Origin of the sequence: Streptomyces sp. NPDC060035 (assembly GCF_042736635.1) — a bacterium.
Taxonomy (GTDB): Bacteria; Actinomycetota; Actinomycetes; order Streptomycetales; family Streptomycetaceae; genus Streptomyces.
Map to the genome: position 1 here is coordinate 256,058 of NZ_JBHWVO010000006.1, position 21,642 is coordinate 277,699.

Here is a 21,642-nt window from a genome sequence, read left to right on the forward strand (position 1 = left end):
CTTGCTGCTCTCCGCCACGCCGCCGCCGGGCCCGCGCCCCGCGCAGGAGGTCCGGCTGCGGGAGGAGGCCGCGCGTCATCGCGGCCTCACCCCGCCCCGCACCCATCCCCTGGCCAGCATCACCTGGCTGGGCCCCGCCGCCTCCAACCCGGCTCTGGCGTACCGCACCACCGGCGACAGCGCGCATCTGGAGGAGAGCCGGCGCTGGATCGAGGCGGCGGTGCGGCTGCCGCACTGGGGCCGGGCCCATATGCCGGACCACGACCTGGATGCGGGCTGGCTGCTGCATCATCTGTCGCTCGCCTACCGGTGGGTGGGCGACGAACTGCCGGACGGTGTAAGGGCGCTGCTGCGGTACAAGCTGCTGCTGCAGGGCCGCCGGATGTACGAGTTCGCGGTGGCGAGCGAGGGCCGCTGGTGGTCGTCGTCGTACTGGCAGAACCACAACTGGATCTGCTACGCGGGCCTGGCGACCGCCGGCTACGTCCTGGGCAAGGAGGAGTGGACCGAACGCGCCAAGGACAACCTCGGCACGGTCCTGGACCTGCTGCCGGCCGACGGTTCCCATGCCGAAGGCGTCGTGTACTGGCGCTACGGGGTGCCTTTCCTGGCGATCCATCTGGATCTCCTGAAGGAGGCGGAGGGTGTCGACTGGTGGGAGCGCGGCGGATTCCTCGCGAACACATTCCGCTACCGGCTCCATCAGACGGCGCCCGGTTTCGCGTTCAACGTCGATCACGGCGACTGCCACGACCGGCGCAGCGGCCACAGCGCGGGGCTGTACTACCGGCTCGCCGCCCAGTACGGCATCGCGGAGGCCCAGTGGATGGGCGATCTGGCCTCGGGCGAACTGCTGTGGCAGGAGGCGGCGGAGAGCGGGGTGCGGCCGGGAATCCTGCCGGAGGCCTCCCTGGAGTACCTCTGGTACGACCCGTCCGTAACGGCTGCCCGGCCCACCGAGACCCGTGCGTACTTCCCTGATCTCGGCCTGCTCGCGGCCCGCACCGGATGGGACGACGACGCCACGCTGGTGTCGTTCAAGGCGAGTCCGGGCGGTGGCCGCACCGCATGGGAGACCTCGGCGAAGCACCGGGCCGAGCTGGGCTGGGAGACCCTGAACCAGGGGCACCATCACCCGGATTCGGGGTCCTTCGTGCTGATCTCGCAAGGGGCGTTCCTCGCCGTGGACGAGGGCTACAGCAACCGCAAGCGGGCGGCGCACCACAATCTGCTGCTGGTGGACGGACAGGGGTACGCGGACGAGGGCCGCTACCACGTCTACCAGGACATTCCGTACGAGCGACAAGCCAGGCAGCGCGATGTGCTGGTGGACACCGAGGCCGGCTGGGCGCACGCCACGGCGGAGATTGCCGCGATGTACGACCCGTCGCTCGGCGTCCGGCGCCTGGACCGCACCTTGGTGTTCACCCCGTCGGGGCGGCTCGTGCTGCTCGACCTGGCCGAGGCGGAGGAGGAGCGCCGGTGGACGTTCCTGCTGCAGACCGACCGCCCGACCGAGCCGCAGCCGGACGGCAGCCGGCTGATCAGGTCGGGCGCGGCCACCGCCCTCGTGCGGCAGTTCGCGCCCCACGACGCCTCGGTCACCTGCGAGGTCACCGAGGTGGAGGCCAATCCGACGTCCAGTACGCCTGAGCTGCGTCTCACGCGGACACTGCACACACTGCGTTCGACGGCCCCGCGGTCGTCGGACGGTCTCTTCCTCACCGCCATCACGCCCAAAGGGGCATCGGCCGACGAGCAGATCGCGTGCCTCGACGGGCGGGGCGTCACGTTCACGGAGGCCGGGGAGACCGTCCTTCTGTCTCCCGTCGCCCGACGGATCCGTACCTCACGGGTGAGCGCCGACGCCGCCGCCGTGCTGATCTGCGCCGACGCTGCGCCGTGTGTCGTGCGGTGCACGCGTCTGGAGCTGGACGGGCACGTGCTCCTCGATGTGCCGGAGCCGTACACAGGAAAGGTCGGCTGATCATGCAGGCAACCCTCTCGTCCGGCTGGCCGACACTGTTGCGGCGTCTGGAGTTCATCGCGTACCCGGCCGTCGCCGGGGCCGCGTGCACCGTGCTGTCCCTGGGTGTCGTGACCTGGCTGCCCGCACTCGCGGCCATGGGGCACGCGTTGCAGTTGTGGCGTGCGGAAGGGGACAGCCGCGTGTTCGTCAACGCGTTCGCCGCGTTCCCCCGTTACTGGAGCGCGCTGTGGCGGCACGGATTGCTGTCGACGGCGGCGGCGGTCGTCCTCGGCACGAACATCGTGTACCTGCTGTCCCGTTCGGAGCCCTGGACCTTCGTCGTCCTCGCCGCGCAGGCAGGCATCGCCGCCGCGCTCGTCATCCATCACATCGCACTCGCCGCCGAGGCCGGACGGACTCCGCAGGGCTCGGTCCGCACCTGGTCGGCCGGGGCGCTGGCGCTCGGCTTCGGGTCTCCGGCCCGGGGCACCGCACTGCTCGGCGCGGTGATCTCCGCCGTACTGCTCTCCCTCGTCGTACCGCTCGGCCCGCTGCTGCTGGGCCCCAGCATCCCCGTACTGCTCGCTCTGTCCTTCGCTGATCCCAGGAGGCACACCTCATGAGCCATGCACTGCGCACCACTCTGGCCGCCGCGCTCGCCGCAGGCACCTCGCTTCTCCTCCCGGCGCCGGCCGCGGCCGCCGAGGCGGCGACGGCGTACTACGTCTCGCCGTCCGGCAGCGACGCCAACGCCGGTACGTCGGCGGGGGCGCCGCTCGCCACGATCCAGAAGGCACTCGACCTGGCCCCCACGGGCGCGGTGGTGAACCTCGCGGCGGGCACGTACCGGCAGGACGCGGTGACCAAGCGCCCCGGCGTCACGCTCACCGGCCCGTCGAGCGCCGTGGTGAAGGGGGCGGGCGACACCCGGATCATCCAGGTGCAGCACGACTCGACGACGCTGAGCGGCTTCACCGTCGACGGGCTGCACGGCTCGTCCACCGAGGTGGGCGGCTACCGCCTGAAGCTTATTTATGTCATGAGCACGACTCCGGGCAACGGGGTGGGCGCCCTGCACATCACCGGAATGACGCTCAGGAACGCCGCCGACGAATGCCTGCGGCTGCGCTATCTCGTCACCGGCGCGGAGGTGAACGACAACACGATCACCAACTGCGGAGTCGCCGACTTCAGGTTCGGCGGGGGCGGCAAGAACGGCGAAGGCATCTACCTCGGCACGGCCCCCGAGCAGCAGGGCGCGAACGGCGCCCCGGACGCCGCGGCGGACATCAGCAGGAACAACCGCATCCATCACAACACCATCGCCACCCAGGGCAACGAGTGCGTCGATGTGAAGGAGAACTCGACCATCAACTACGTCGAGTACAACGACTGCAGCGGCCAGAAGGACTCCAGCTCCGGCGGTCTCGACGCACGCGGCAGCGGCAACATCTTCCGCTACAACACCGTGCACGACAACGTCGGGGCCGGTATCCGGCTCGGTGGTGACACCGCGACCGACGGCATCGACACGAGCGTGTACGGCAACACCGTCACCGGCAACGCGGGCGGCGGCATCAAGTTCATGCGCACCCCGCAGGGCCCGGTGTGCACCAACACCATGAGCGGCAACACCGGCGGCAACGCGGTCGGCACCTACGCGAGCGCGTACGAGCCGACCGGTGCGTGCCCGCAGTGACCGGCCGGGGGCCCGCGAGACGCGGGGTACTGACGGCGGCGGCCGCGGGAGTGGCCGCGGTGGCGGTCGCCGCGCCAGGAGCCCAGGCCGCACCGGCTGCCCGGGACAGTGACAGCGGCGTCGGAGGATCGCGCTGGGCCACGTCCTGGGCGACGGCGCAGACCGCGCCGACCGAGACCGATACCGTGGCCGCCCGCGGGCTCACCGACGGTGTGTTCACGGCCGTCCTGCGGCTGTCGGCCGGTGGGCAGGTGCGTCTGCGGTACGGGAACGCCTTCGGAGCAGTACCGGTTCTGATCGGTCCGGCAACGGCCGGCGGGCGCACGGTGACGTTCGGCGGGAGGCGGCAGGCCTGGCTGGCCGCAGGCGCCTCCCTGACCAGTGATCCGGTCGACGGGCTGCGCGTCCCGGCGGCCTCGCGACTGACGGTGGAGACCCGGCTGCCCGGCCCCACCGGGCCGCTGTCCTTCCACCGCAACACGCATGCCTCGCACACCGTCGACGGGGTGCGCACCACCTCCGTGTTCCTGCTGACCGGCGTCGAAGTGACCGGCGCCCACGGTCCCGTCGTCGCCGTGCTCGGCGACTCCATCGCGGAGGGCGTCGGCACACCCGACGACGCGGACCTGCGCTGGCCGGACCAGCTGGCCCGACGGCTCCCCGGATCGGCCGTCGCCAACCTCGGCATCAGCGGCAACCGGCTGCTGCTGGACGACGCCCGGTTCGGGCCCGGCGGGCAGGCACGGTTCGACCGCGACGTCCTCCCACTGCCCGGGCTGCGCACCGTACTCGTCCATCTCGGCATCAACGACCTCCAGCAGCCGCCCGCCCAGACGGACCCCGCGCTCGTCCTGGCCGGCTACCGCCAGCTGGTGCTGCGGGCCCGGAACTCGGGGCTGCGGATCGTCGGCTCGACCATCACCCCGTTCGAGGGGTGGACCCGCTGGACGCCGCAGCTCGACGCGGTCCGGCAGCAGATCAACCGCGCGGTGCGCACCGGCCGACTGTTCGACGCGGTCGCCGACTTCGACAGCGCGCTGCACGATCCCGCACAGCCGTCGCGCCTGCTGCCCGCGTTCGACAGCGGCGACGGCCTGCACCCCAATCCTTCCGGTCACGCCGCGCTCGCCGCGGCCGTCGGCCGCCGACACCTCCTGTGAGGGCCCGAACCATGAATCCAGGCACCGGCAGAGGCACCACACGACGCACCGTCCTGGCCGGAGCGGCGGCGCTCGGCGCAGCCGTCACCCTTCCCCTCACCCTTACCTCCGGGGCCGCGCACGCGGCTGCCGGCGACGCGGCCGCACTGCGCGCCCGCTGGCACACCCTGCTCACCGGGGGCACCGGTCTCGACCTGACGGACCAGCAGATCGCGGCGGCCGTCGCCCGGACCGGCCGGGCTGCGACCACGGCCGCACAGGGTCTGGACCCGGCCCGCGCCGACGGCCTGTTCGCCGACCTGACCAGCACCACGCTCTCCAACCACGTCACCACGTCGTTCAAACGTCTCGCCACGATCGCCACCGCGTGGGCGGTGCCCGGCACCCCGCAGTACGGGGACGCGGCCCTCGGAGACCTGCTGCTCTCCGGCATCGACTGGATGCTGACACACCGTTACGGCCCCGAGCACACCCGGTTCGACAACGACTGGGACTGGGAGATCGGCTCGGCGCTCGCGCTCAACGACGCGTCCGTGCTGTTGTACGACGTGCTCGGCACGGAGCGTCTCACCCGGATCACCGAGGCCGTGCGGCACTACACACCCGATCCGAACCTATGGCGGGCGGACCGGCAGATCGCGACCGGTGCGAACCGGGTGTGGATCTCCACCGTCGTCGCGGTCAACGCCGTCCTGCGGAACGACGGGGACGCCCTCGCCCGGGTCCGCGACGCTCTTTCGGACGTCGAGGGTTCAGGTGCCAACAGCGTCCTGGCCTTCAACGACCGCGCGGACGGCTCCGCGGGCACGGGTGAGGGCTTCTACTCGGACGGCTCGTTCCTCCAGCACTACGAGCACCCGTACAACGGCGGCTACGGCAAGGAGCTGCTCAACAACCTCTCCCGGCTGCTGAACCTGCTCGCGGGCACCGACTGGACGGTCACCGACCCCGAGCTCGACAACGTTCGCGGCTGGGTCGACGACGGCTTCGACCCCCTGCTGGCCCGGGGCGATGTGATGGCGTCGGTGTGCGGCCGGGAGATCGCGCGTCCCAGCAAGCAGGGCCACGCCTCGGCGCAGACTGTCATCGAGGCGGTGCTCCGGCTGATCCCGAGCTTCCCGGGCGAGACGGCCGACCGGTTCACCGCGCTGGTCAAGCAGTGGATCGCCGAGGACACCTACCGGGACTTCCTCACCGCCACCGATCTGGCCTCCCTCGTCGCCGCCCGTCGGATCCTCGACTCGCCCGTCCCCGCGCGCGGCCCACTGGTCGCACACAAGCAGCACCCGAGGATGGACAAGGCGGCCCACCACAGGCCGTCGTTCGCGCTGGGCATCTCGGCGTACTCGAGCCGGATCTACAACTACGAGTCGATCCAGAACGAGAATCTGCACAGCTGGCATCTCTCCGACGGCATGGTGCTGCTGTACACCGACGACCTCGGGCACTACAGCGAGGACTACTGGCCCACCGTCGACCCTGCCCGGCTGCCGGGCACCACGGTCGTCGCGGGCCGGCCGGCGGACGCGGCGGGGCAGCGCACGACGAGCGCGGCGGACTGGGCGGGCGGCACCGCGCTGCCGGGGACGACGCTCGGCGCCTACGGCATGGAACTGCGGGCGTACGGAAGTTCGCTGCACGGTCTCAAGAGCTGGTTCTGTCTGGATGACGTGATCGCGTGCGTCGGCTCCGGCATCACGGCGGATGCGGGGCCGGTGGAAACCGTCGTGGAGAACCGCAAGCTGCGGGACCCGCACGCCGCGCTCCTCGTCAACGGAAAGGCCGCCCCGACCGACGCCGGCTGGTCGGCGCAGCTCGACGGGGTGCGCTGGCTGCATGCCGAAGGGACCGGAGGCTACGTCTTTCCGAAGCCCGCCACGCTGCGCGGCCTGCGTGAGGAACGCACCGCGACCTGGCGGGAGATCAACCTCAAGTACGGCACGGACACTCCCGTGACCCGCCCGTATCTGACGCTGTGGCAGGACCACGGGGCGGCTCCGGCCGGCGCGGGCTACTTCTGGCTGCAGGCCCCGGCCGCCTCCGCCTCCCGCACCAGGCAGTGGGCGGCGGCGCCCCCGGTGGAGCTCGTCTCCGACTCGACGGCGGTACACGCCGTACGCCGTCGCGCGGACGGTCTGCTCGCCGCGAACTTCTGGGCCGCGGGCACGGCGCAGGAACTGACTGCCGACGGACCCGCCTCGGTGCTGGTGCGGGCGGACGGCCGGACGGTAACGGTGGCGCTCTCGGATCCGACGCAGCTGCGGTCCTCGGTGGTCGTGGACCTGGCCCGGCGCGGCCTGACGGTCGTCGCAGCGGACCCGGGCGTACGCGCCACCTCTACCGGCCGGGGCATCCGGATCAGCGCCGACACGGCGAACCGGCACGGCGCAACCCTCAACCTCACCCTGAAGAGGAGCTAGACCGTTGCTGTTCGACATGCCCCTGGAGCGGTTGCGCGAGTACCGGCCGCAGCCGGAGGAACCGGCCGACTTCGACGCCTTCTGGGAGAAGACGCTCACCGAGACGGCCCGGCACGGCCTGGACGTCACGTTCGTGCCGTACGACGCGGGATTCACGACCGTGGACGTGTTCGACGTGACGTTCAGCGGCTGGGGCGGCCAGCCGGTGAAGGCCTGGCTGATGCTGCCGCGCGTCCGCTCGGGACCACTGCCGGCCGTGGTGCAGTACATCGGCTACAACGGTGGCCGCGGCATCCCGTACTCCTGGCTGACCTGGAGCGCGCTCGGCTACGCCCACCTCGTCATGGACAACCGGGGCCAGGGCGGCGGCGGCAAGAACACCTCGGACACCCCGGACTTCGGCCCGGACGGGCACGGATCGTCCTCCCCCGGGTTCCTCACCCGTGGCATCGAGGATCCCGGCCGCCACTACTACCGGCGGCTCATCACCGACGCGGTACGGGCCGTCGACGCGGTGAGGGCCCACGAGTCCGTGGACCCCTCCCGCGTCGCGGTCCTCGGCGGGAGCCAGGGCGGCGGCCTCGCCCTCGCCGTGGCCGGGCTGCGCGAGGACGTGGCGGCGGCGGTCGCCGATGTGCCGTTCCTGTGCCACTTCCGGCGCGGGTCGCAGATCACGGACGCGGGACCGTACGCGGAGATCGCCCGCTGGCTGTCCGGGCACCGGTTCCGCGTCGAGGAGGCGATGGAGACCCTGTCGTACTTCGACGGGGTCAACTTCGCGGCGCGGGCGACCGCGCCGGCGTGGTTCTCGGTGGGACTGATGGACCGGATCTGCCCGTCCTCGACCGTGTTCGCCGCCTACCACGCGTACGCCGGTCCGGCCGAGATCGAGGTGTTCCCGTACAACGGCCACGAGGGAGGCGCGGAGTACGACCTGCCGCGCAAGCTCGCCGCCCTGCGCGGCGTGTTCGGTCAGGCGACGGTGAGCGGGGACCACTGACGGCACCGGCAGTTCGTCACCGGCCCAGCGCCGCCATCGCGGCGTTGTGGCCGGGGACCCCGCTGACCCCGCCGCCGCGCACCGCGCCCGCCCCGCACAGCAGGACGTTGGCGTGTGCAGTCTCGACGCCCCAGCGGCCGGTGCCCTCGGTGGCGTACGGGAAGGACAGGTCCCGGTGGAAGATGTGGCCGCCGGGCAGCCTCAGGTCCTCCTCCAGGTCGAGCGGCGTCTTCGCCTCGATGCACGGCTCACCGTTGCCGTCGAGGGCCAGACAGTCGGTGATCGGCTCCTCCAGATGGGCGTCGAGTTCCGCGAGGGTCGCCTTGAGCAGGGCCGCGCGCGTCGCCTCGTTGTCCGCGGTGAAGAGCCGGGCGGGGGTGTGGAGCCCGAAGAGGGTGAGGGTCTGGTAGCCGCGGGCCGCGAGGTCGGGGCCCAGGATCGACGGGTCGGTCAGCGAGTGGCAGTAGATCTCGGACGGCGGGGCGGCGGGCAGCCGTCCCGCCGCCGCGTCGCGGTAGGCGTCGGCCAGTTGCCCGTAGCCCTCGGCGATATGGAACGTTCCGGCGAACGCCCGGTGCGGGTCGACGGAGTGGTCACGCAGCTTCGGCAGCCGCGTGAGCAGCATGTTCACCTTCAGTTGCGCCCCCTCGGCCGGGGCCGGCGGCTCGTCACCGAGGAGAGCCGCCAGCGCCTGCGGCGATGCGTTGACCAGGACCCGGCGGGCGCCTAGGACCCGTTCTCCGGCGGGCGAGCGGACGGTGACCTCGGCGTGGGTCCCGTCGGTCTCGATACGGGTGGCCTCGTGCAGCACCCGGATCTCGGCGCCCGCCGCGCGGGCCGCTCCGGCCAGGGCATCGGTGAGCGCGCCCATGCCACCGACCGGGACGTCCCAGTCGCCGGTGCCGCCGCCGATCACGTGGTAGAGGAAGCAGCGGTTCTGGAGCAGGGACGGGTCGTGGGCGTCGGCGAAGGTGCCGATCAGGGCATCCGTCAGCACGACGCCGCGTACGAGGTCGTCGGTGAACCGCTCCTCGACGGCGACCCCGATGGGCTCCTCGAACAGCGTGCGCCAGGCGTCCGCGTCGTCGATCCGCGCCCGCAGTCCGTCGCGGGTCGGCAGAGGCTCCGTGAGCGTCGGGAAGACACGCTCGGCGACCCGCTGCATCGTCGCGTAGAAGCGCTGCCAGGCGTCGTACTCGCGGTCGTCGCCGGTGAGTTCCGCGAAGGACGCCCGGGTGCTGTCGCCGCCGACGAGCAGTCCGGTGGCCCGCCCGCCGCGCACGGCCGGGGTGTACGAGGAAACCGTGCGCTTGCGGACGGCGAAGTCGAGGCCGAGATCGCGGACGATCTTCTGCGGGAGCAGCGAGACGAGGTACGAGTAGCGGGAGAGCCTGGCGTCGATCCCGTCGAAGGGGCGGGTCGATACAGCCGCTCCCCCGGTGCTGCCGAGGCGCTCCAGGACGAGGACGGACTGCCCGGCACGGGCGAGGTAAGCAGCGGCGACCAGACCGTTGTGGCCGCCGCCGACGATCACCGTGTCGTAGCTGTCGTGCGCGGGTGTGCCGGGTGTCTGCGTCTGGTCTGTGGGCATGGACCCTTCGTAACACGGAACGATCATCCCTGGCCAGAGGGCCGGAAAGTGTCGGCGTCCCGGGGCCGGAGGGGCCGGCAGGGGTGCAGCCGTCAACCGGCCGGCGGGGCCGGTCGTGGACAGCGGCAACGGCACGGACGTCGAGATCCCGGTGATGACCGACGAGGAGTACCTGGGGGAGCCGGTGCCGGACCCTGGTAGGTCCGCCTGCGGTACGCGGGTCCGGACCGCGCGCGACCGCTCCGGCCTGCACGAGGGGCCGGGGACGCGACACAACGTCCTTCCCTCGCCGCCCTTCACCACCACCGCGTGGCGAACTGCTGCATCACGGGCCGAGATCGCGCTGCTCCGCTACCTGGACCGCTGGCGGAGCACCTGACGCCCGCTCAGTGCGGCGGTACCGCGCGCTGCTGGCGCAGGGCCGCGACCCGCCGGTACAGGTCCACCGCTTCGGTGCTGCGCCCGAGCTGTTCCAGGCAGTGCGCCTCGTCGTTGCGGCTGGCGAGCGCGTCGGGGTGGTCGGCGCCGAGGACGCGTTCACGGGCCTCGGCCACCATCCGGTAGTCCGTGAGGGCGTCGGCCCATCGGCCGAGCCAGCCCAGGCCGACGGCGACCTCCCGGCGGCTGACGAGCGTGTCGGGGTGGTCGGGGCCCAGAGTGCGTTCCCGGATCGCGCACACCTCACGCGATTCGACGAGTGCCTCCTCCCAGCGCGCCATCCGCCCCAGGTTGACGCCGAGTCCGTGCCGGGCGCGCAGGGTCTCCGCGTCGGCGGCTCCGTCGACCCTGGTTCGGTCGTCGACCAGTGCGCGGTACAGCTCGAGCGCCTCGGCGCTGCGGCCCAGTCTGCCGAGGCTGATACCGACCTCGTAGCGGGCGGAAAGGGTGTCCGGGTGGTCGGCACCGAGCGCCACGGCACGGGCCTGCGCGACATCGCGGTAGGTCTGCAGTGCCTCCGGCCACCGGCCCAGCTGACCGAGTGTGTACGCCACTTCGTACAGCGTGACCAGGGTGTCCGGGTGGGCCGCGCCGAGGAGGCGGCTACGGGCGTTCGCCACGTCGCGGGCCATGCGGTACGAGTCCTCCAGGCGGCCCAGCCTGCTGAGGTTGAAGGCCAGGTTGTGGCGGCAGCGCAGGGTGTCCGGGTGGTCCGGGCCCATCGAACGCTCCCGGGAGGCGAGCACCGCCGCGTACACCTGATGGGCTTCGAAGTGCCGGCCGAGCTGGCCCAGGACGTACGCCGTCTCCTGCCGGGCCGCAAGGGTCTCCGGGTGGTCGGGCCCCAGGGTGCGTTCACGTCCGTCGGCAACCCGGCCGAATTCACGCAGAGCATCCGTGGCACGACCGGTACGGCTGAGGGTGAATCCGACCTCGTACCGGCTGGAGAGGGTGTCGGGGTGGTCGGGGCCGAGCGCGTGCTCGCGTTCGGCGGCGACCGCGCGGTGCACCTCGCCCGCCTCCTCCCAGTGGCCGAGGCGCCCCAGGTTGAGGCCCGCGCTGTGCCGGCTGGCAAGGGTGGCGAGCAGCTCCGGCGACGGGGTGGGCCGATCGGGCCTGGCCGCGGGAAGACTGCCGGGGAGAACCCGCAGGTCGGTTCCGGTCGTCCAGGAACCGGTCAGGCCCATGGAGGGGTCGATGGGCGCTGTTCCCGGCGGTATTGCGCCGGTCGCCTTGTGACCGGTGGTCATGTTGCGGGTCCAGGAAGGCAGTCCCTGTCCGCGGCCCGCGGGCCGGTGAGCGGGGTGCAGGACGGGGGCGGGCGGGGCGAGCCGGACCCTCCCGGTGTCCTGTCCCTGCATCTGCTCGCCGGTGCGTCCGAGCGCGATGCGCCTGCGCAGGTCGCCGGCGTCGACGGGCCGCTCCTCGGGAGTCTTCGCCAGCAGGTCCAGGACGACCCGCTCGAAGAACCCGGGAAGTTCGGCACGGTGGGTGCGCAGGGGTTCGGGCTGGGTGTCCCGATGTCCGACGAGGACCGCCCAGGCGTCGTCCAGGTCGAACGGCGGTACGCCCGTGGCGATCTCGTACAGCACACAGCCCAGCGAGTAGAGATCGCTGCGGTGGTCGACCTCACCGCCGCTGATCTGCTCGGGTGACATGTAGTGCGGTGTGCCCATGGCGATGCCGGTACCGGTGAGGCGTGAGGTGAAGCCGATGTCGTGGCCGAGCCGGGCGATGCCGAAGTCGCAGATCTTCACCGTACCGTCGGCGAGACGCATGATGTTGGCGGGCTTGAGGTCGCGGTGCACGATGCCCTGCTGGTGGGTGTAGCCGAGGGCGTCGGCGACCTGTTCCGCGATGTCGACGACGTCGGGCACCGGCAGCGGGTGCTGTTTGTTGTCGTCGAGGAGCTGGCTCAGGTTGCGTCCCTCCAGGAGCTCCATGACGAGGTAGAGGACGCCCTCCCACTCACCGAAGTCGTGGACGACGGTGACACCTCGGTGCTGGAGCGCCGCGGCGACCCGTGCCTCGCGGCGGAAGCGTTCGCGCAGGATGCGGGTGAAGGACGGGTCGTGCTGGGGCCCCATCGGTTTGAGGCACTTGACTGCCACCTGGCGGCCCAGGGATTCGTCGCGGGCACGCCACACCTCGCCCATGCCGCCGCGCCCGATCAGATCGAGCAGCCGGTACCGGCTCTGGATCAGCCTGGTGTCCGCCATCGCCTGCTGTCGCCCCCGTCGCGTCGCCTACTGCTGCGCCCTCCCCGGCCCGTCCAGTATGGCGGCCTGTCTGCGGAGTTTGTACGGGGCAGGGCGGCTGCCGGGGCCGAGTCGTGCCATCGCCTTCACCATGTGTCCGGGTGGCAGGCACCAGCGGAGGCGTGCGGGGATGCAGCGCAGGGAGGTGCCGGTGGTGCGCAGGCGACGGTCGACGGCTTCTGGGGGCGGCGCCGGCCTGCCGTACAGCTCGTGGGCGTAGGGGGGCAGGGAGTCGTAGGCGAGTGCCGCCACGCGCCGCCACAGAAGTGCACGCGCCGGGGTCAGCAGGGCGTGGACCGGCGGGTTGCGCAGGAAGTCGTCGACGTCCAGCGCTTCAGGACCGGCGGCGAGTTCGGGGCGGACACGCTCGAAGTAGGCGGCGAGTGCGGCGGTCGTGGCAGGGACGCCGGAGGCGTCGAGGCCGACGAGGCGGGCGCTCTCGCGCTGTTCGTCGATGTACCGGTCGGCCTGGGCGTCGGTGAGCGGGAAACCGGAGCGGCGCTGCACCTGGAGGTAGGAGTCGACCTCGGCGCAGTGCACCCAGAGCAGAAGTCCGGGTTCGTCGATGCCGTAGCTCTCGCCGGTCGCCGGGTCGACGGCCTTCAGCAGGCGGTGGATCTTACGGACCCGGGCGCCGTACCTCTCCGCGGCCGGAATGGTGTCGTAGGTGAGGGTGCCGACGAAGTCGGCGGTGCGCATCAGGCGCCCCCAGGCGTCCTTGCGGAAGTCGGAATTCTGCATGACGCCGCGTACGGCGCGCGGGTGCAGCGCCTGGAAGTAGAGGGCGCGTACGCCGGCGACCCACATCATGGGGTCCCCGTGCATCTGCCAGGTCACGGAAGAGGGACCGAACAGGCCCGGGTCTGCGTCGCTCATCGGCTCGTACCTTCCCCTCGGCGGTGGAACGGGGAGGCCTGGCGGCCGGGTTCGTCGTGCCGGGGTGCGAGCGTCCTCGGATAGTCGTGAAACGTAGTATGACGCCCCGGCACCCCATACATGCATACCGCAACTGCGCACGTTCCGGGGAGGGGTGCGGAGCCATGGCGAGATGGGGACTGGTCGTGGAGCAGAACCTCGGGTACGGCCGGCAGGGGCGGATGTGGTCGGCCGGGGTGATGGATCACGTGGAGGGAACCCGTGCGGAGGCGCTCGCCGTGCTCCGGCAGCGGGCCGAGCGGTTCGAGCCCGTCCATCCGGCCGATCCGAGGAGCCGTGCGCTCTACCGGGAGGCGGACGGTTTCCTCCTGGTCGTGGAGGGCGTCTGGCAGCCCTCCACTGCCGCTTCACAGTGGTCGAGCAGTTGTTTGACAGCGCCGCCCCGGAGACCCGGGACGAGCCGGACCCCGAAGCGGTACCGGACCCGGCACCCGCTCCGGAGCGCCGCGCCCCGGAGCCTGCACCCGAGCCCGGACCGCCGCGCCCCTGGGACGCCGACGTACCCGAGGTGCCGTCCTGGCTGGGCCGTGACGACCTGTCCTGAGGCGCTCAGCGTTGTCCTGAGGCACTCAGCGTTTGACGGCCCGCAGGACCACGAACTTCGGATCGCCGGCCACCGTGGAGCAGTTGCCGAACGTCCGGCGCAGCTGGGTGTGGTAGCCGAGATGCCGGTTGCCGACGACCCACAGCTCGCCGCCCGGGCGCAGCGCGGCACGCGCTCCGTGGAACATGGTGCGGGCCGTCGCGTCCGTGACCGCCTGGTGGGAGTGGAACGGCGGGTTGGTGAGGACGAGGTCCACGCTTCCCGGGGGCACGTCCGCCAGCCCGTCGCCGACCAGGAAGTCCGCCTTGGCGTCCGCTCCCGTGTTGGCCCGGAAGGTCGCCTCGGCGGAGGCGACCGCTTGGTACGACTCATCGATGAAGGTGACGGACGCGTCGGGGTTGGCGAGCGCGGCGGACGTACCCACGACACCGTTCCCGCAGCCGAGATCGACGACATGGTCCGGGCCCGTACGTCCGGGCAGATGCTTCAGGAAGAAGCGGGTGCCGATGTCCAGGCGCTCGGCACAGAAGATCCCGGCGTGATTGGTGACGGTCAGGCCGGAGACCGCGCCGACGTCGTCGGGCAGGTCGTAGTGGTACGGCCAGGGGCTGGGGGTCCGGGGCAGCGCCGGATCCGGCGTGCAGAAGATGAGCCGGGCCTTCTTCACCGCGAGCGACGTGCGGGTCGGTCCGATGATCCGCTCGAACAGTTTGAGGGTGGAGGTGTGGATCTCCTTGACCATGCCGGTGGCGATGACGACAGTGCCGGCGTGGACGGCGGGCGCGAGTCTGCGCAGCTGGTCCTCGAGGAGCGCGAGACTCTTCGGCACCCGGACGAGCAGGACATCGATACGCTCCGGCGGGGTGTCGCGCGCCGACAGCATCCGTACGGAGTCGGGTGCGGCACCGTTGCGTGCCAGATTGGCCAGGGTCGCCCGCTGGGCAAGGTACGAGTCGGTGATCTGCACGGGACGGTGTCCGGCCAGCGCGGTCGCGAGAGCGCCCCAGCGGTCGCCGACCACGGCGACCTCGCCGGTCAGATCGACCGGTTCGTCTCCCTCCGGGCCCTCCAGCCTGCGCAGCAGATACTCGTCGGCGGCGTCCCAGGCTCGGAACGGATCGCGCGGGTCCTCGGGGAATCGGGCGAGATCGAGTCCACCCTGTGACGTAGTCAAACGATTCATATTGCGTTCAGGCTAACCGAGTGGCGGGAAGCACCCCGCACGCTCCCCGCCCGGGGATCCTACGGAAGCTGCTTGTCGATGGCCGACCGGCCCTCCTCGGCCAGCCTGCGCTGCGCCCATTGCAGGGTCTCGGGGGTCAGATCCCGCCCGGAGGCGAGCACCAGATCCTCCGCCGCGGGCTGATCGCTCCCACCGGTGTGCAGCAGACGGTCGGGGGTCACCCCCCGGACCTCCGGCACGGGTACGGATACGGATTCGGACTCTTCGCTCATACCGCCTCCTCGTCCTTGCGGTAATTCTCGCGCCGGGGCGGCGTCGCCGCATCCGATGCCGGGCCGGCCGGGACAGCACAACGTCACTTGACTTGCACATGATGAATACGCAACGTTCACACGACCGGCACGGTACGTGTGGAAGGCTCCCGGCTGACCAGACATCACATGGCCGCCGTGGCACCGCTTCTCCGCCTGCCCTCATGGCGGCGGCGCGGTTCCCGCAGCTTCGGAGAGGACACCCCACATGTCCAGTCGTCGCCGTTTCTACGCGCGTCCACTGTTGGCAACAGCTGCCGCGATCGCCGCGATCACCGGCGTCGCGGCCACCGCACCCGCCGCAACCCCCAAGGACGTGACAGCCGCCCCGGCGTCGCTCACCGCCCTCGACGACACCTACTACCAGGACGCCCTCGGCAAGACCGGCGCCGCGCTCAAGAGCTCTCTGCACACCATCATCAGCGACCAGACCAAGCTCTCCTACAGCCAGGTCTGGGACGCGCTCAAAGCCACCGACGAGGACCCGTCCAACTCCTCCAACGTCATCCTCCTCTACACCGGCCGCTCCCAGTCCAAGAGCGACAACGGGGGCAGCACCGGCGACTGGAACCGCGAGCACGTCTGGGCCAAGTCGCACGGCGACTTCGGCACGGCGACGGGGCCCGGCACCGACATCCACCACCTGCGTCCTGAGGACGTCCAGGTCAACTCCATCCGCGGCAACAAGGACTTCGACAACGGAGGCAGCGCCGTGTCGGGAGCGCCCGGCAACTACACCGACGGCGACTCCTTCGAACCGCGCGACGCGATCAAGGGGGACGTCGCCCGGATGATCCTCTACATGGCCGTGCGGTACGAAGGTGACGACGCCTTCGCCGACCTCGAGCCGAACGACAGCGTGAGCAACGGCTCGGCCCCGAACATCGGACGGCTCTCCGTGCTCAAGCAGTGGAGTCAGGAGGACCCGCCGGACAGCTTCGAGCAGCACCGCAACGACGTCATATTCGACGCGTACCAGCACAACCGGAACCCGTTCATCGACCACCCTGAATGGGTCGAGGCCATCTGGTAGGAGCTCAGCCGGGGCCGGCCAGGGCCTGTGCGCAGCGTTCGACGGCCTCCTCGCGGGTGCCGTAGCGCGGCAGGTCCTGGCCGGTCCGCTCCCGGACGAGGTCGGGCGGGCCCAGCCGGTTGCCCGGGTCGACCACGGCAGCGCGCCGCCCGTCCTCGACCAGACGGGCCAGACCGGCGTGGAGCAGGGTGAGGGCCACGGTGTCGGCACCGGTCACTTCGCACAGATCGAGCACGACGGAACCGGTCTGTTCCGGACCCGACTCGTCCAGGGCGAAGAGCACACGCTCCGCGGCGGTGAAGTCGAGGGCGCCCTGCGCCGCGACGATCCCGACCCGTTCGTGCAGGGCACGCTCGCGCCCGCTTGCGGGGGCCGAGGGCAGCACATCGGCGGTGGTGGCCAGCGTGACGGTGGACCCGGGGAGCGCCGGGTTCCTCATGAGGTGGAGCCCGAGCCGCTCCGACAGGGCGCCGAGCGCGGCATGTCCGCGTACCGAGGTACCGGCCGCGTCCAGCAGCGGGCTGTAGGTGGCGAGGCCGAAGCGTGCCGGGCCTGCGGCGATCAGCCCGCCCGACACGCCGCTCTTGGCCGGCAGCCCGACCCGCAGCAGCCAGTCGCCGGAGGCGTTGTACATCCCGCAGGTGGCCATGACCGCAAGGACCTGCGCAGCGACCGCTGGGGAGACGACGCATTCGCTGGTGATCGGGTTGACGCCGCCGTGCGCGAGCGTGGCGGCCATCACGGCGAGGTCTACGGCGGTGACCCGCACCGCGCACTGCCGGAAGTACGTGTCCACAGCGGCCACGGGGTCGACGCGCAGGGTGCCCGTGCTGCGGATCAGATAGGCGAGCGCCCGGTTGCGGTCCCCGGTCTCGGCCTCGGAGACGTACACCTCCTCGTCGACGTCCAGTCGGCGTCCGGCGAACCGGCTGAGACAGATCAGGATGCGGTCGAAGGCGGGGGCGTCCGGGGTGCCGGGCACCAGCGCGGTGGTGACGATGGCTCCGGCGTTGACCATGGCGTTGGCCGGCCGCCCGGTACGGGGTTCCAGGCTGATGGCGTTGAAGGCCTCGCCGCTGGGTTCCGCGCCCACCCACCGGCCCACCTCCTCGAGGCCGAGCGAGGACAGAGCGAGCGCGTAGACGAACGGTTTGGAGACCGACTGCATGGTGAAGGGAACGTCCGCCTCCCCTGCGCTGTAGCAGTGGCCGTCCATGCTGACGAGCGCCAGCCCGAAGTCATCCGGGTCAGCTCTCGTCAGCTGCGGAATGTAGTCAGCACGTTCTCCACCGCGCACGCCGACGAACCGGGCGTGCAGCTCGCGCAGGGCGTCCGTGACGGCGTCGGACGCGGTCATCCCGGATCCGTCCGGGCGGAGAAGACCGGCCTCCCGTAGGTCATTCCGCGTCGTCACCGAAGATCTGGCGGAGCTTGGCCTCGCGCTCGGTGTCGAGGTTGCTGTGCAGCAGCTCGGCGCCGCCCCCCGGGAGCGACTCGCCGATCCGGCTGGGCACCTCGTTCATGGTGAGCAGGAAGAGCGCGGAAGTCCCGGGGGTCACCTTCTGCTTGACCTCGGCGATGAAGTCGTCGTCGATGCCGACATCGGCGAGCTTCCCGCCGAGCGCCCCGGCGGCGGCTCCGATGGCTGCGCCGAGCAGCGGCATCAGGAAGATGAGCCCGAACAGCATCCCCCAGAAGGTGCCGCTCAGCGCACCCGCGCCGACGAGGTTGATCAGCTGCTTCGTCTTCGGCTTCGAGCTCTCGGCCGGCCATGTCACGACGGCGGCGTCCAGGATCTTGAGCAGCCCTTCCTTCTGGAGGGACTTCAGGGCCGTCTCCACGTTCTCGGCGCCCTCGGCCGACTGGAACTTCCACACGGTGAGCGTGGACATCGCATACCTCCGGAGAGAAACGGAATAACTCGCTCATATTAGGATCAAAAGGTATTAATTGACTCGCCGAACGACCCCGCACCGGTCGAACGACCCGCACCTCACTGTGGGGGCGGGCACCAGCACCCCGAACCCTCCGGGAGGGAACGATGGATACGGACGCCCTGACCGCCGGTCTGCTGCAGGAACTGAGAGCGACCAGGCCCTATCCGGCCCTGTCCCTGACGATGCCGACCCACCGCCGGGCGCCCGAGAACGCCCAGGACTCCGTGCGGCTGCGCAATCTGGTGGCCGAGGCGGGCAACCGGCTGGAGGGCGACCCCCAGGTGACCCGCGAGGCCAGGTCCGCCGTGAAGGCCCAGCTCGAGCGAGCAGTCGGCGAGGTGGACCAGCGTCGCGCCCTGGAGGGTCTGGTCATCCTCGCCGACGCCGACGAGTACCAGATCTGGCAACTGCCGCGCACCGCACCCGAACGGGTGGTCCTGAGCGACACCTACCTCACCCGCAACCTGGTCGCGGCAAAGGCCCGGGCCCAGCTGTTCTGGGTACTCGCCGTCTCCGCCGAGCACGCCACGCTGTGGTCCGGCACGAACGACGACCTGCGCACCGAGCAAACCGGCGGATTCCCTCTCACGGCTCCGCACGAGGCACCCAACCCCCAGCGCGAGGAACGGATCGGCGACACCCCGAGCACCTACAGCAGCGAGGATGCGCGCAACTTCCTGCGCTCCGTCGACGAGAAGCTGCGCGGGGTGCTCGCGGCGGACCCGCGGCCGCTCTTCCTGGTCGGCCTCGCCCCCGCACTCGCACTGCTCGACGGGGTCGGCGAGGGCTCCAAGTCGGCGGTCGGCAGGGTCGCCAAGGGGACGACCGCGGAGACGACCGCGGCCGAGCTGTTCAAGGATCTGCGCCCCGCACTCGAGGACCGGCGGAAGCAGGCCGCCTCCGAGATCCAGGGCAGGCTCGACAACGCTCGCGGCAGCCGCTCCTTCGCCGGCGGCCTCGACGAGGTGTGGGCCGCGGTCCGGGAGGGCCGCGCCGGACTGGTCGCGGTGGAGGAGCACTTCCAGCAGACGGTCAGGGTCACGGACGAGCACCTGGAGCCGGTGGACGCGACGGTGGCCCGGACGGCGGACGGCCAGGTCCGCGAGGACATCGTCGACGAGCTCATCGAGGCGGCACTGGACAGCGGCTGCGAGGTGGCGTTCGTCGCGGACGACTCCCTCGCCGACCACGGCCGGATCTCGGCAATTCTGCGTTTCTGACGGCGGCGGTGCGGGGACAGCGTCGGCACCTGGCAGGAGTTCCGCATCCACGGTTCCGCCCAGGACATCCACTCCGGCACCCCGGTCGCCCTCCGGCAGAAGCAGGGCACCCGCTGGGTCCCTTCCCCGCCACGACGAGGACCACCGGCAGCAACGGCTTCAGCCTGCGAATGCAGCTCGGCACCAAGGGCGAGAACGCGCTCCGGATCATCGGCAGCGGCGCGGTCTCGCCCTTCGTCCGCACAACGGTGCGCCGAGCACACGAGCCTCCGCGCAGACAGCCCGGCGCCGAGCACACCACCTGTCGGGCCGACGCACCCCGGCCGGCCCGCCTCTCAGCGGGCCGGGGTGCTGCCACCAGTTATGACCGCCCCCTAACGGGCATCCGGCTCGGGGCCGTACCAGACGGTCGTGACGTTGCAGAACTCACGGATACCGTGCCCGGCCAGCTCCCGCCCGTAGCCGGAGCGCTTCACTCCGCCGAACGGCAGTGCGGGATGCGACGCGGTCATGCCGTTGAAGAAGACACCGCCCGCCTCCAGGTCGCGCACACAGCGGCTCGTCTCCCCCGGGTCGCTCGTCCAGACGTTGGAGCTGAGCCCGAAGGGGGTGTCGTTGGCGAGATCCACGGCCTCGTCCACGTCCGCGACCCGGTAGAGCGTCGCCACCGGACCGAAGGTCTCCTCCCGGTGGATGCGCATGCCGGGAGTGATCCCGGCCAGAACGGTCGGGGAGTAGAACCAGCCCCGGTCGAGGCCACCGCCCAACCCCTCGGGCCGGCCACCGCCGCACAGTACGGTGGCGCCCACACGTACGGCGTCGTCCACGAGCTCCTCCAGGTCGGCGCGGCCCTGTTCGCTGGCGAGCGGTCCCACATCGGTGGACTCCTCCAGCGGGTCTCCGACCGCCAGGGCACGCATCCCGGCGGTGAACCGCTCGGCGAACTCGTCGTAGACGTCGGCATGGACGATGAAGCGCTTCGCCGCGATGCAGGACTGCCCGTTGTTCTGTACGCGAGCGGTGACCGCGGTATCGGCGGCCTTCCGGATGTCCGCCGACGGCAGGACGATGAACGGGTCGCTGCCGCCCAGTTCCAGCACGGTCTTCTTCACCTCGTCACCCGCGACGGAGGCGACCGCCCGGCCGGCCGGTTCGCTGCCGGTGAGGGTCGCCGCCGCGACCCGGGGGTCGCGCAGGATCGCCTCGACGGCACCCGAACCGACGAGCAGTGTCTGGAAACAGCCGGCGGGGAATCCGGCCCTGGTGAACAGGTCCTCGAGGTACAGGGCGGTCTGCGGCACGTTCGAGGCGTGCTTGAGCAGCCCGGTGTTGCCCGCCATGAGGGCGGGCGCGGCAAAGCGCATGACCTGCCAGAGCGGGAAGTTCCACGGCATCACCGCGAGGACGACGCCCAGCGGGCGGTAGTGCACATGGGCCCGCGATGCCCCGGAATCCTTGACGTCGGCATCCTCGGGGTGTTCGTCGGCGAGGAGGCGCTCGGCGTTGGCCGCGTACCAGCGCATCGCCTTGGCGCATTTGGCGGCCTCCGCACGGGCCGCCTTGACCGGCTTGCCCATTTCGGTGGTCATGGTGCGCGCGATGTCCTGCTGGTCCTCGTCGAGAAGGTCGGCGGCCCTGTTCAGCAGGCGGGCCCGGTCGGCGAAGTCCGTGGTCCGGTAACTGCGGAACGCACGGTCGGCGGCGGCGAGCCTGCGCTCGGTCTCCTGCTCGTCCAGTGCGTCGAATGTCGCGAGCGTTTCGCCGTTCGCGGGATTGACCGTCGCGATGGGCATGACAGTGACCTCCTTGCATCGGTTCTTCGACCGTGCCGCGCCACGCCCTGCCGCGCAACGCGGCCCCGTGGTGCACACGTACCCGGCCGGCGCGGATCATGCGTGCGCGAGGCACGCAGTCCGCGCCGGCCGGGCGGGCACCGGGTCGCC

General features: G+C 71.3%; 18 protein-coding genes. 10 read left to right on the forward strand and 8 right to left on the reverse strand.

Annotated features, from left to right (window positions below):
• Nucleotide 1 precedes the first annotated feature (1 nt).
• Genes ACFWBQ_RS12505 through ACFWBQ_RS12530 form a run of 6 tightly spaced genes read left to right on the forward strand, consistent with a single transcriptional unit; the run spans nt 2 to nt 8,248 of the window.
• Nucleotides 2–1,987, forward strand: coding sequence for a hypothetical protein (locus tag ACFWBQ_RS12505; protein ID WP_385486949.1), 1,986 nt, complete (start codon nt 2–4; stop codon nt 1,985–1,987).
• A 2-nt stretch (nt 1,988–1,989) separates the two neighbouring features.
• A complete protein-coding gene (locus ACFWBQ_RS12510; RefSeq protein ID WP_385486951.1) occupies nt 1,990–2,592 on the forward strand; it encodes a hypothetical protein in 603 nt (200 codons plus the stop codon).
• Nucleotides 2,589–3,668: a DUF1565 domain-containing protein gene (locus tag ACFWBQ_RS12515; RefSeq protein WP_385486953.1), complete on the forward strand. Its 1,080-nt coding sequence runs from the start codon at nt 2,589–2,591 to the stop codon at nt 3,666–3,668. Before ACFWBQ_RS12510 ends, ACFWBQ_RS12515 begins: the two co-directional genes overlap by 4 nt.
• Nucleotides 3,656–4,828: an SGNH/GDSL hydrolase family protein gene (locus tag ACFWBQ_RS12520; protein WP_385486955.1), complete on the forward strand. Its 1,173-nt coding sequence runs from the start codon at nt 3,656–3,658 to the stop codon at nt 4,826–4,828. The genes ACFWBQ_RS12515 and ACFWBQ_RS12520 overlap by 13 nt, the downstream gene beginning before the upstream one ends.
• A gap of 11 nt (nt 4,829–4,839) precedes the next feature.
• A complete protein-coding gene (locus ACFWBQ_RS12525) occupies nt 4,840–7,248 on the forward strand; it encodes a polysaccharide lyase 8 family protein (RefSeq protein ID WP_385486957.1) in 2,409 nt (802 codons plus the stop codon).
• Nucleotides 7,249–7,252: 4 nt separating this feature from the next.
• Entirely contained in the window at nt 7,253–8,248 is a 996-nt protein-coding gene (locus ACFWBQ_RS12530; RefSeq protein ID WP_385486959.1) for an acetylxylan esterase, read from the forward strand.
• Between the two features lie 16 nt (nt 8,249–8,264).
• Here the strand turns inward: ACFWBQ_RS12530 and ACFWBQ_RS12535 are convergent, their stop codons facing one another.
• Nucleotides 8,265–9,839, reverse strand: a complete 1,575-nt coding sequence (locus ACFWBQ_RS12535) for a phytoene desaturase family protein (protein ID WP_385486961.1) — start codon at nt 9,837–9,839, stop codon at nt 8,265–8,267.
• A 115-nt stretch (nt 9,840–9,954) separates the two neighbouring features.
• Between ACFWBQ_RS12535 and ACFWBQ_RS12540 the strand changes: the two genes are divergently transcribed.
• Nucleotides 9,955–10,218 carry a hypothetical protein gene (locus ACFWBQ_RS12540; protein ID WP_385486963.1) on the forward strand — a complete coding sequence of 88 codons (264 nt, stop codon included), beginning with the start codon at nt 9,955–9,957 and terminating at the stop codon, nt 10,216–10,218.
• A gap of 7 nt (nt 10,219–10,225) precedes the next feature.
• On the opposite strand, the gene ACFWBQ_RS12545 is transcribed toward ACFWBQ_RS12540, so the two are convergent.
• Nucleotides 10,226–12,496 carry a tetratricopeptide repeat protein gene (locus ACFWBQ_RS12545; protein WP_385486965.1) on the reverse strand — a complete coding sequence of 757 codons (2,271 nt, stop codon included), beginning with the start codon at nt 12,494–12,496 and terminating at the stop codon, nt 10,226–10,228.
• Between the two features lie 27 nt (nt 12,497–12,523).
• Nucleotides 12,524–13,411 (reverse strand): oxygenase MpaB family protein, encoded by an 888-nt coding sequence (locus ACFWBQ_RS12550; protein ID WP_385486967.1) that lies wholly within the window; start codon nt 13,409–13,411, stop codon nt 12,524–12,526.
• A 424-nt stretch (nt 13,412–13,835) separates the two neighbouring features.
• On the opposite strand from ACFWBQ_RS12550, the gene ACFWBQ_RS12555 reads away from it, so the two are divergent.
• The gene (locus ACFWBQ_RS12555) at nt 13,836–14,015 is read left to right on the forward strand and encodes a hypothetical protein (RefSeq protein ID WP_385486969.1); all 180 of its coding nucleotides are present in this window, start codon (nt 13,836–13,838) and stop codon (nt 14,013–14,015) included.
• A 25-nt stretch (nt 14,016–14,040) separates the two neighbouring features.
• On the opposite strand, the gene ACFWBQ_RS12560 is transcribed toward ACFWBQ_RS12555, so the two are convergent.
• Together ACFWBQ_RS12560 and ACFWBQ_RS12565 are read right to left on the reverse strand one after the other, a co-directional pair.
• Entirely contained in the window at nt 14,041–15,198 is a 1,158-nt protein-coding gene (locus tag ACFWBQ_RS12560; protein WP_385486971.1) for a methyltransferase, read from the reverse strand.
• A gap of 59 nt (nt 15,199–15,257) precedes the next feature.
• Nucleotides 15,258–15,470, reverse strand: a complete 213-nt coding sequence (locus ACFWBQ_RS12565) for a hypothetical protein (protein WP_385486973.1) — start codon at nt 15,468–15,470, stop codon at nt 15,258–15,260.
• Between the two features lie 247 nt (nt 15,471–15,717).
• Here ACFWBQ_RS12565 and ACFWBQ_RS12570 point away from each other — a divergent pair, with 247 nt between their 5' ends.
• A complete protein-coding gene (locus ACFWBQ_RS12570) occupies nt 15,718–16,542 on the forward strand; it encodes an endonuclease I family protein (RefSeq protein ID WP_385486975.1) in 825 nt (274 codons plus the stop codon).
• 4 nt (nt 16,543–16,546) lie between these two features.
• On the opposite strand, the gene glsA is transcribed toward ACFWBQ_RS12570, so the two are convergent.
• Both glsA and ACFWBQ_RS12580 read right to left on the reverse strand, forming a co-directional pair.
• Nucleotides 16,547–17,899, reverse strand: a complete 1,353-nt coding sequence (gene glsA / locus ACFWBQ_RS12575) for a glutaminase A (RefSeq protein ID WP_385486977.1) — start codon at nt 17,897–17,899, stop codon at nt 16,547–16,549.
• A gap of 40 nt (nt 17,900–17,939) precedes the next feature.
• Nucleotides 17,940–18,434: a DUF1269 domain-containing protein gene (locus ACFWBQ_RS12580; protein ID WP_385486979.1), complete on the reverse strand. Its 495-nt coding sequence runs from the start codon at nt 18,432–18,434 to the stop codon at nt 17,940–17,942.
• 149 nt (nt 18,435–18,583) lie between these two features.
• On the opposite strand from ACFWBQ_RS12580, the gene ACFWBQ_RS12585 reads away from it, so the two are divergent.
• On the forward strand, nt 18,584–19,699 hold the full coding sequence (locus tag ACFWBQ_RS12585; protein ID WP_385486981.1) for a chemotaxis protein: 1,116 nt from the start codon (nt 18,584–18,586) through the stop codon (nt 19,697–19,699).
• A 374-nt stretch (nt 19,700–20,073) separates the two neighbouring features.
• Here ACFWBQ_RS12585 and ACFWBQ_RS12590 read toward each other — a convergent pair whose 3' ends face one another.
• Entirely contained in the window at nt 20,074–21,492 is a 1,419-nt protein-coding gene (locus ACFWBQ_RS12590) for an NADP-dependent succinic semialdehyde dehydrogenase (protein WP_385486983.1), read from the reverse strand.
• Nucleotides 21,493–21,642: the final 150 nt, after the last annotated feature.

What these genes read in the sequence shown, in the direction of transcription:
- ACFWBQ_RS12510 (WP_385486951.1), top strand. Translation starts at nt 1,990, where the DNA reads ATGCAGGCAACCCTCTCGTCCGGCTGGCCGACACTGTTGCGGCGTCTG.
- ACFWBQ_RS12560 (WP_385486971.1), bottom strand. Translation starts at nt 15,198, where the DNA reads ATGAATCGTTTGACTACGTCACAGGGTGGACTCGATCTCGCCCGATTC.
- ACFWBQ_RS12565 (WP_385486973.1), bottom strand. Translation starts at nt 15,470, where the DNA reads ATGAGCGAAGAGTCCGAATCCGTATCCGTACCCGTGCCGGAGGTCCGG.
- ACFWBQ_RS12590 (WP_385486983.1), bottom strand. Translation starts at nt 21,492, where the DNA reads ATGCCCATCGCGACGGTCAATCCCGCGAACGGCGAAACGCTCGCGACA.
- ACFWBQ_RS12545 (WP_385486965.1), bottom strand. Translation starts at nt 12,496, where the DNA reads ATGGCGGACACCAGGCTGATCCAGAGCCGGTACCGGCTGCTCGATCTG.
- ACFWBQ_RS12580 (WP_385486979.1), bottom strand. Translation starts at nt 18,434, where the DNA reads ATGTCCACGCTCACCGTGTGGAAGTTCCAGTCGGCCGAGGGCGCCGAG.
- glsA (WP_385486977.1), bottom strand. Translation starts at nt 17,899, where the DNA reads ATGACCGCGTCCGACGCCGTCACGGACGCCCTGCGCGAGCTGCACGCC.
- ACFWBQ_RS12550 (WP_385486967.1), bottom strand. Translation starts at nt 13,411, where the DNA reads ATGAGCGACGCAGACCCGGGCCTGTTCGGTCCCTCTTCCGTGACCTGG.
- ACFWBQ_RS12535 (WP_385486961.1), bottom strand. Translation starts at nt 9,839, where the DNA reads ATGCCCACAGACCAGACGCAGACACCCGGCACACCCGCGCACGACAGC.
- ACFWBQ_RS12515 (WP_385486953.1), top strand. Translation starts at nt 2,589, where the DNA reads ATGAGCCATGCACTGCGCACCACTCTGGCCGCCGCGCTCGCCGCAGGC.
- ACFWBQ_RS12585 (WP_385486981.1), top strand. Translation starts at nt 18,584, where the DNA reads ATGGATACGGACGCCCTGACCGCCGGTCTGCTGCAGGAACTGAGAGCG.
- ACFWBQ_RS12525 (WP_385486957.1), top strand. Translation starts at nt 4,840, where the DNA reads ATGAATCCAGGCACCGGCAGAGGCACCACACGACGCACCGTCCTGGCC.
- ACFWBQ_RS12570 (WP_385486975.1), top strand. Translation starts at nt 15,718, where the DNA reads ATGTCCAGTCGTCGCCGTTTCTACGCGCGTCCACTGTTGGCAACAGCT.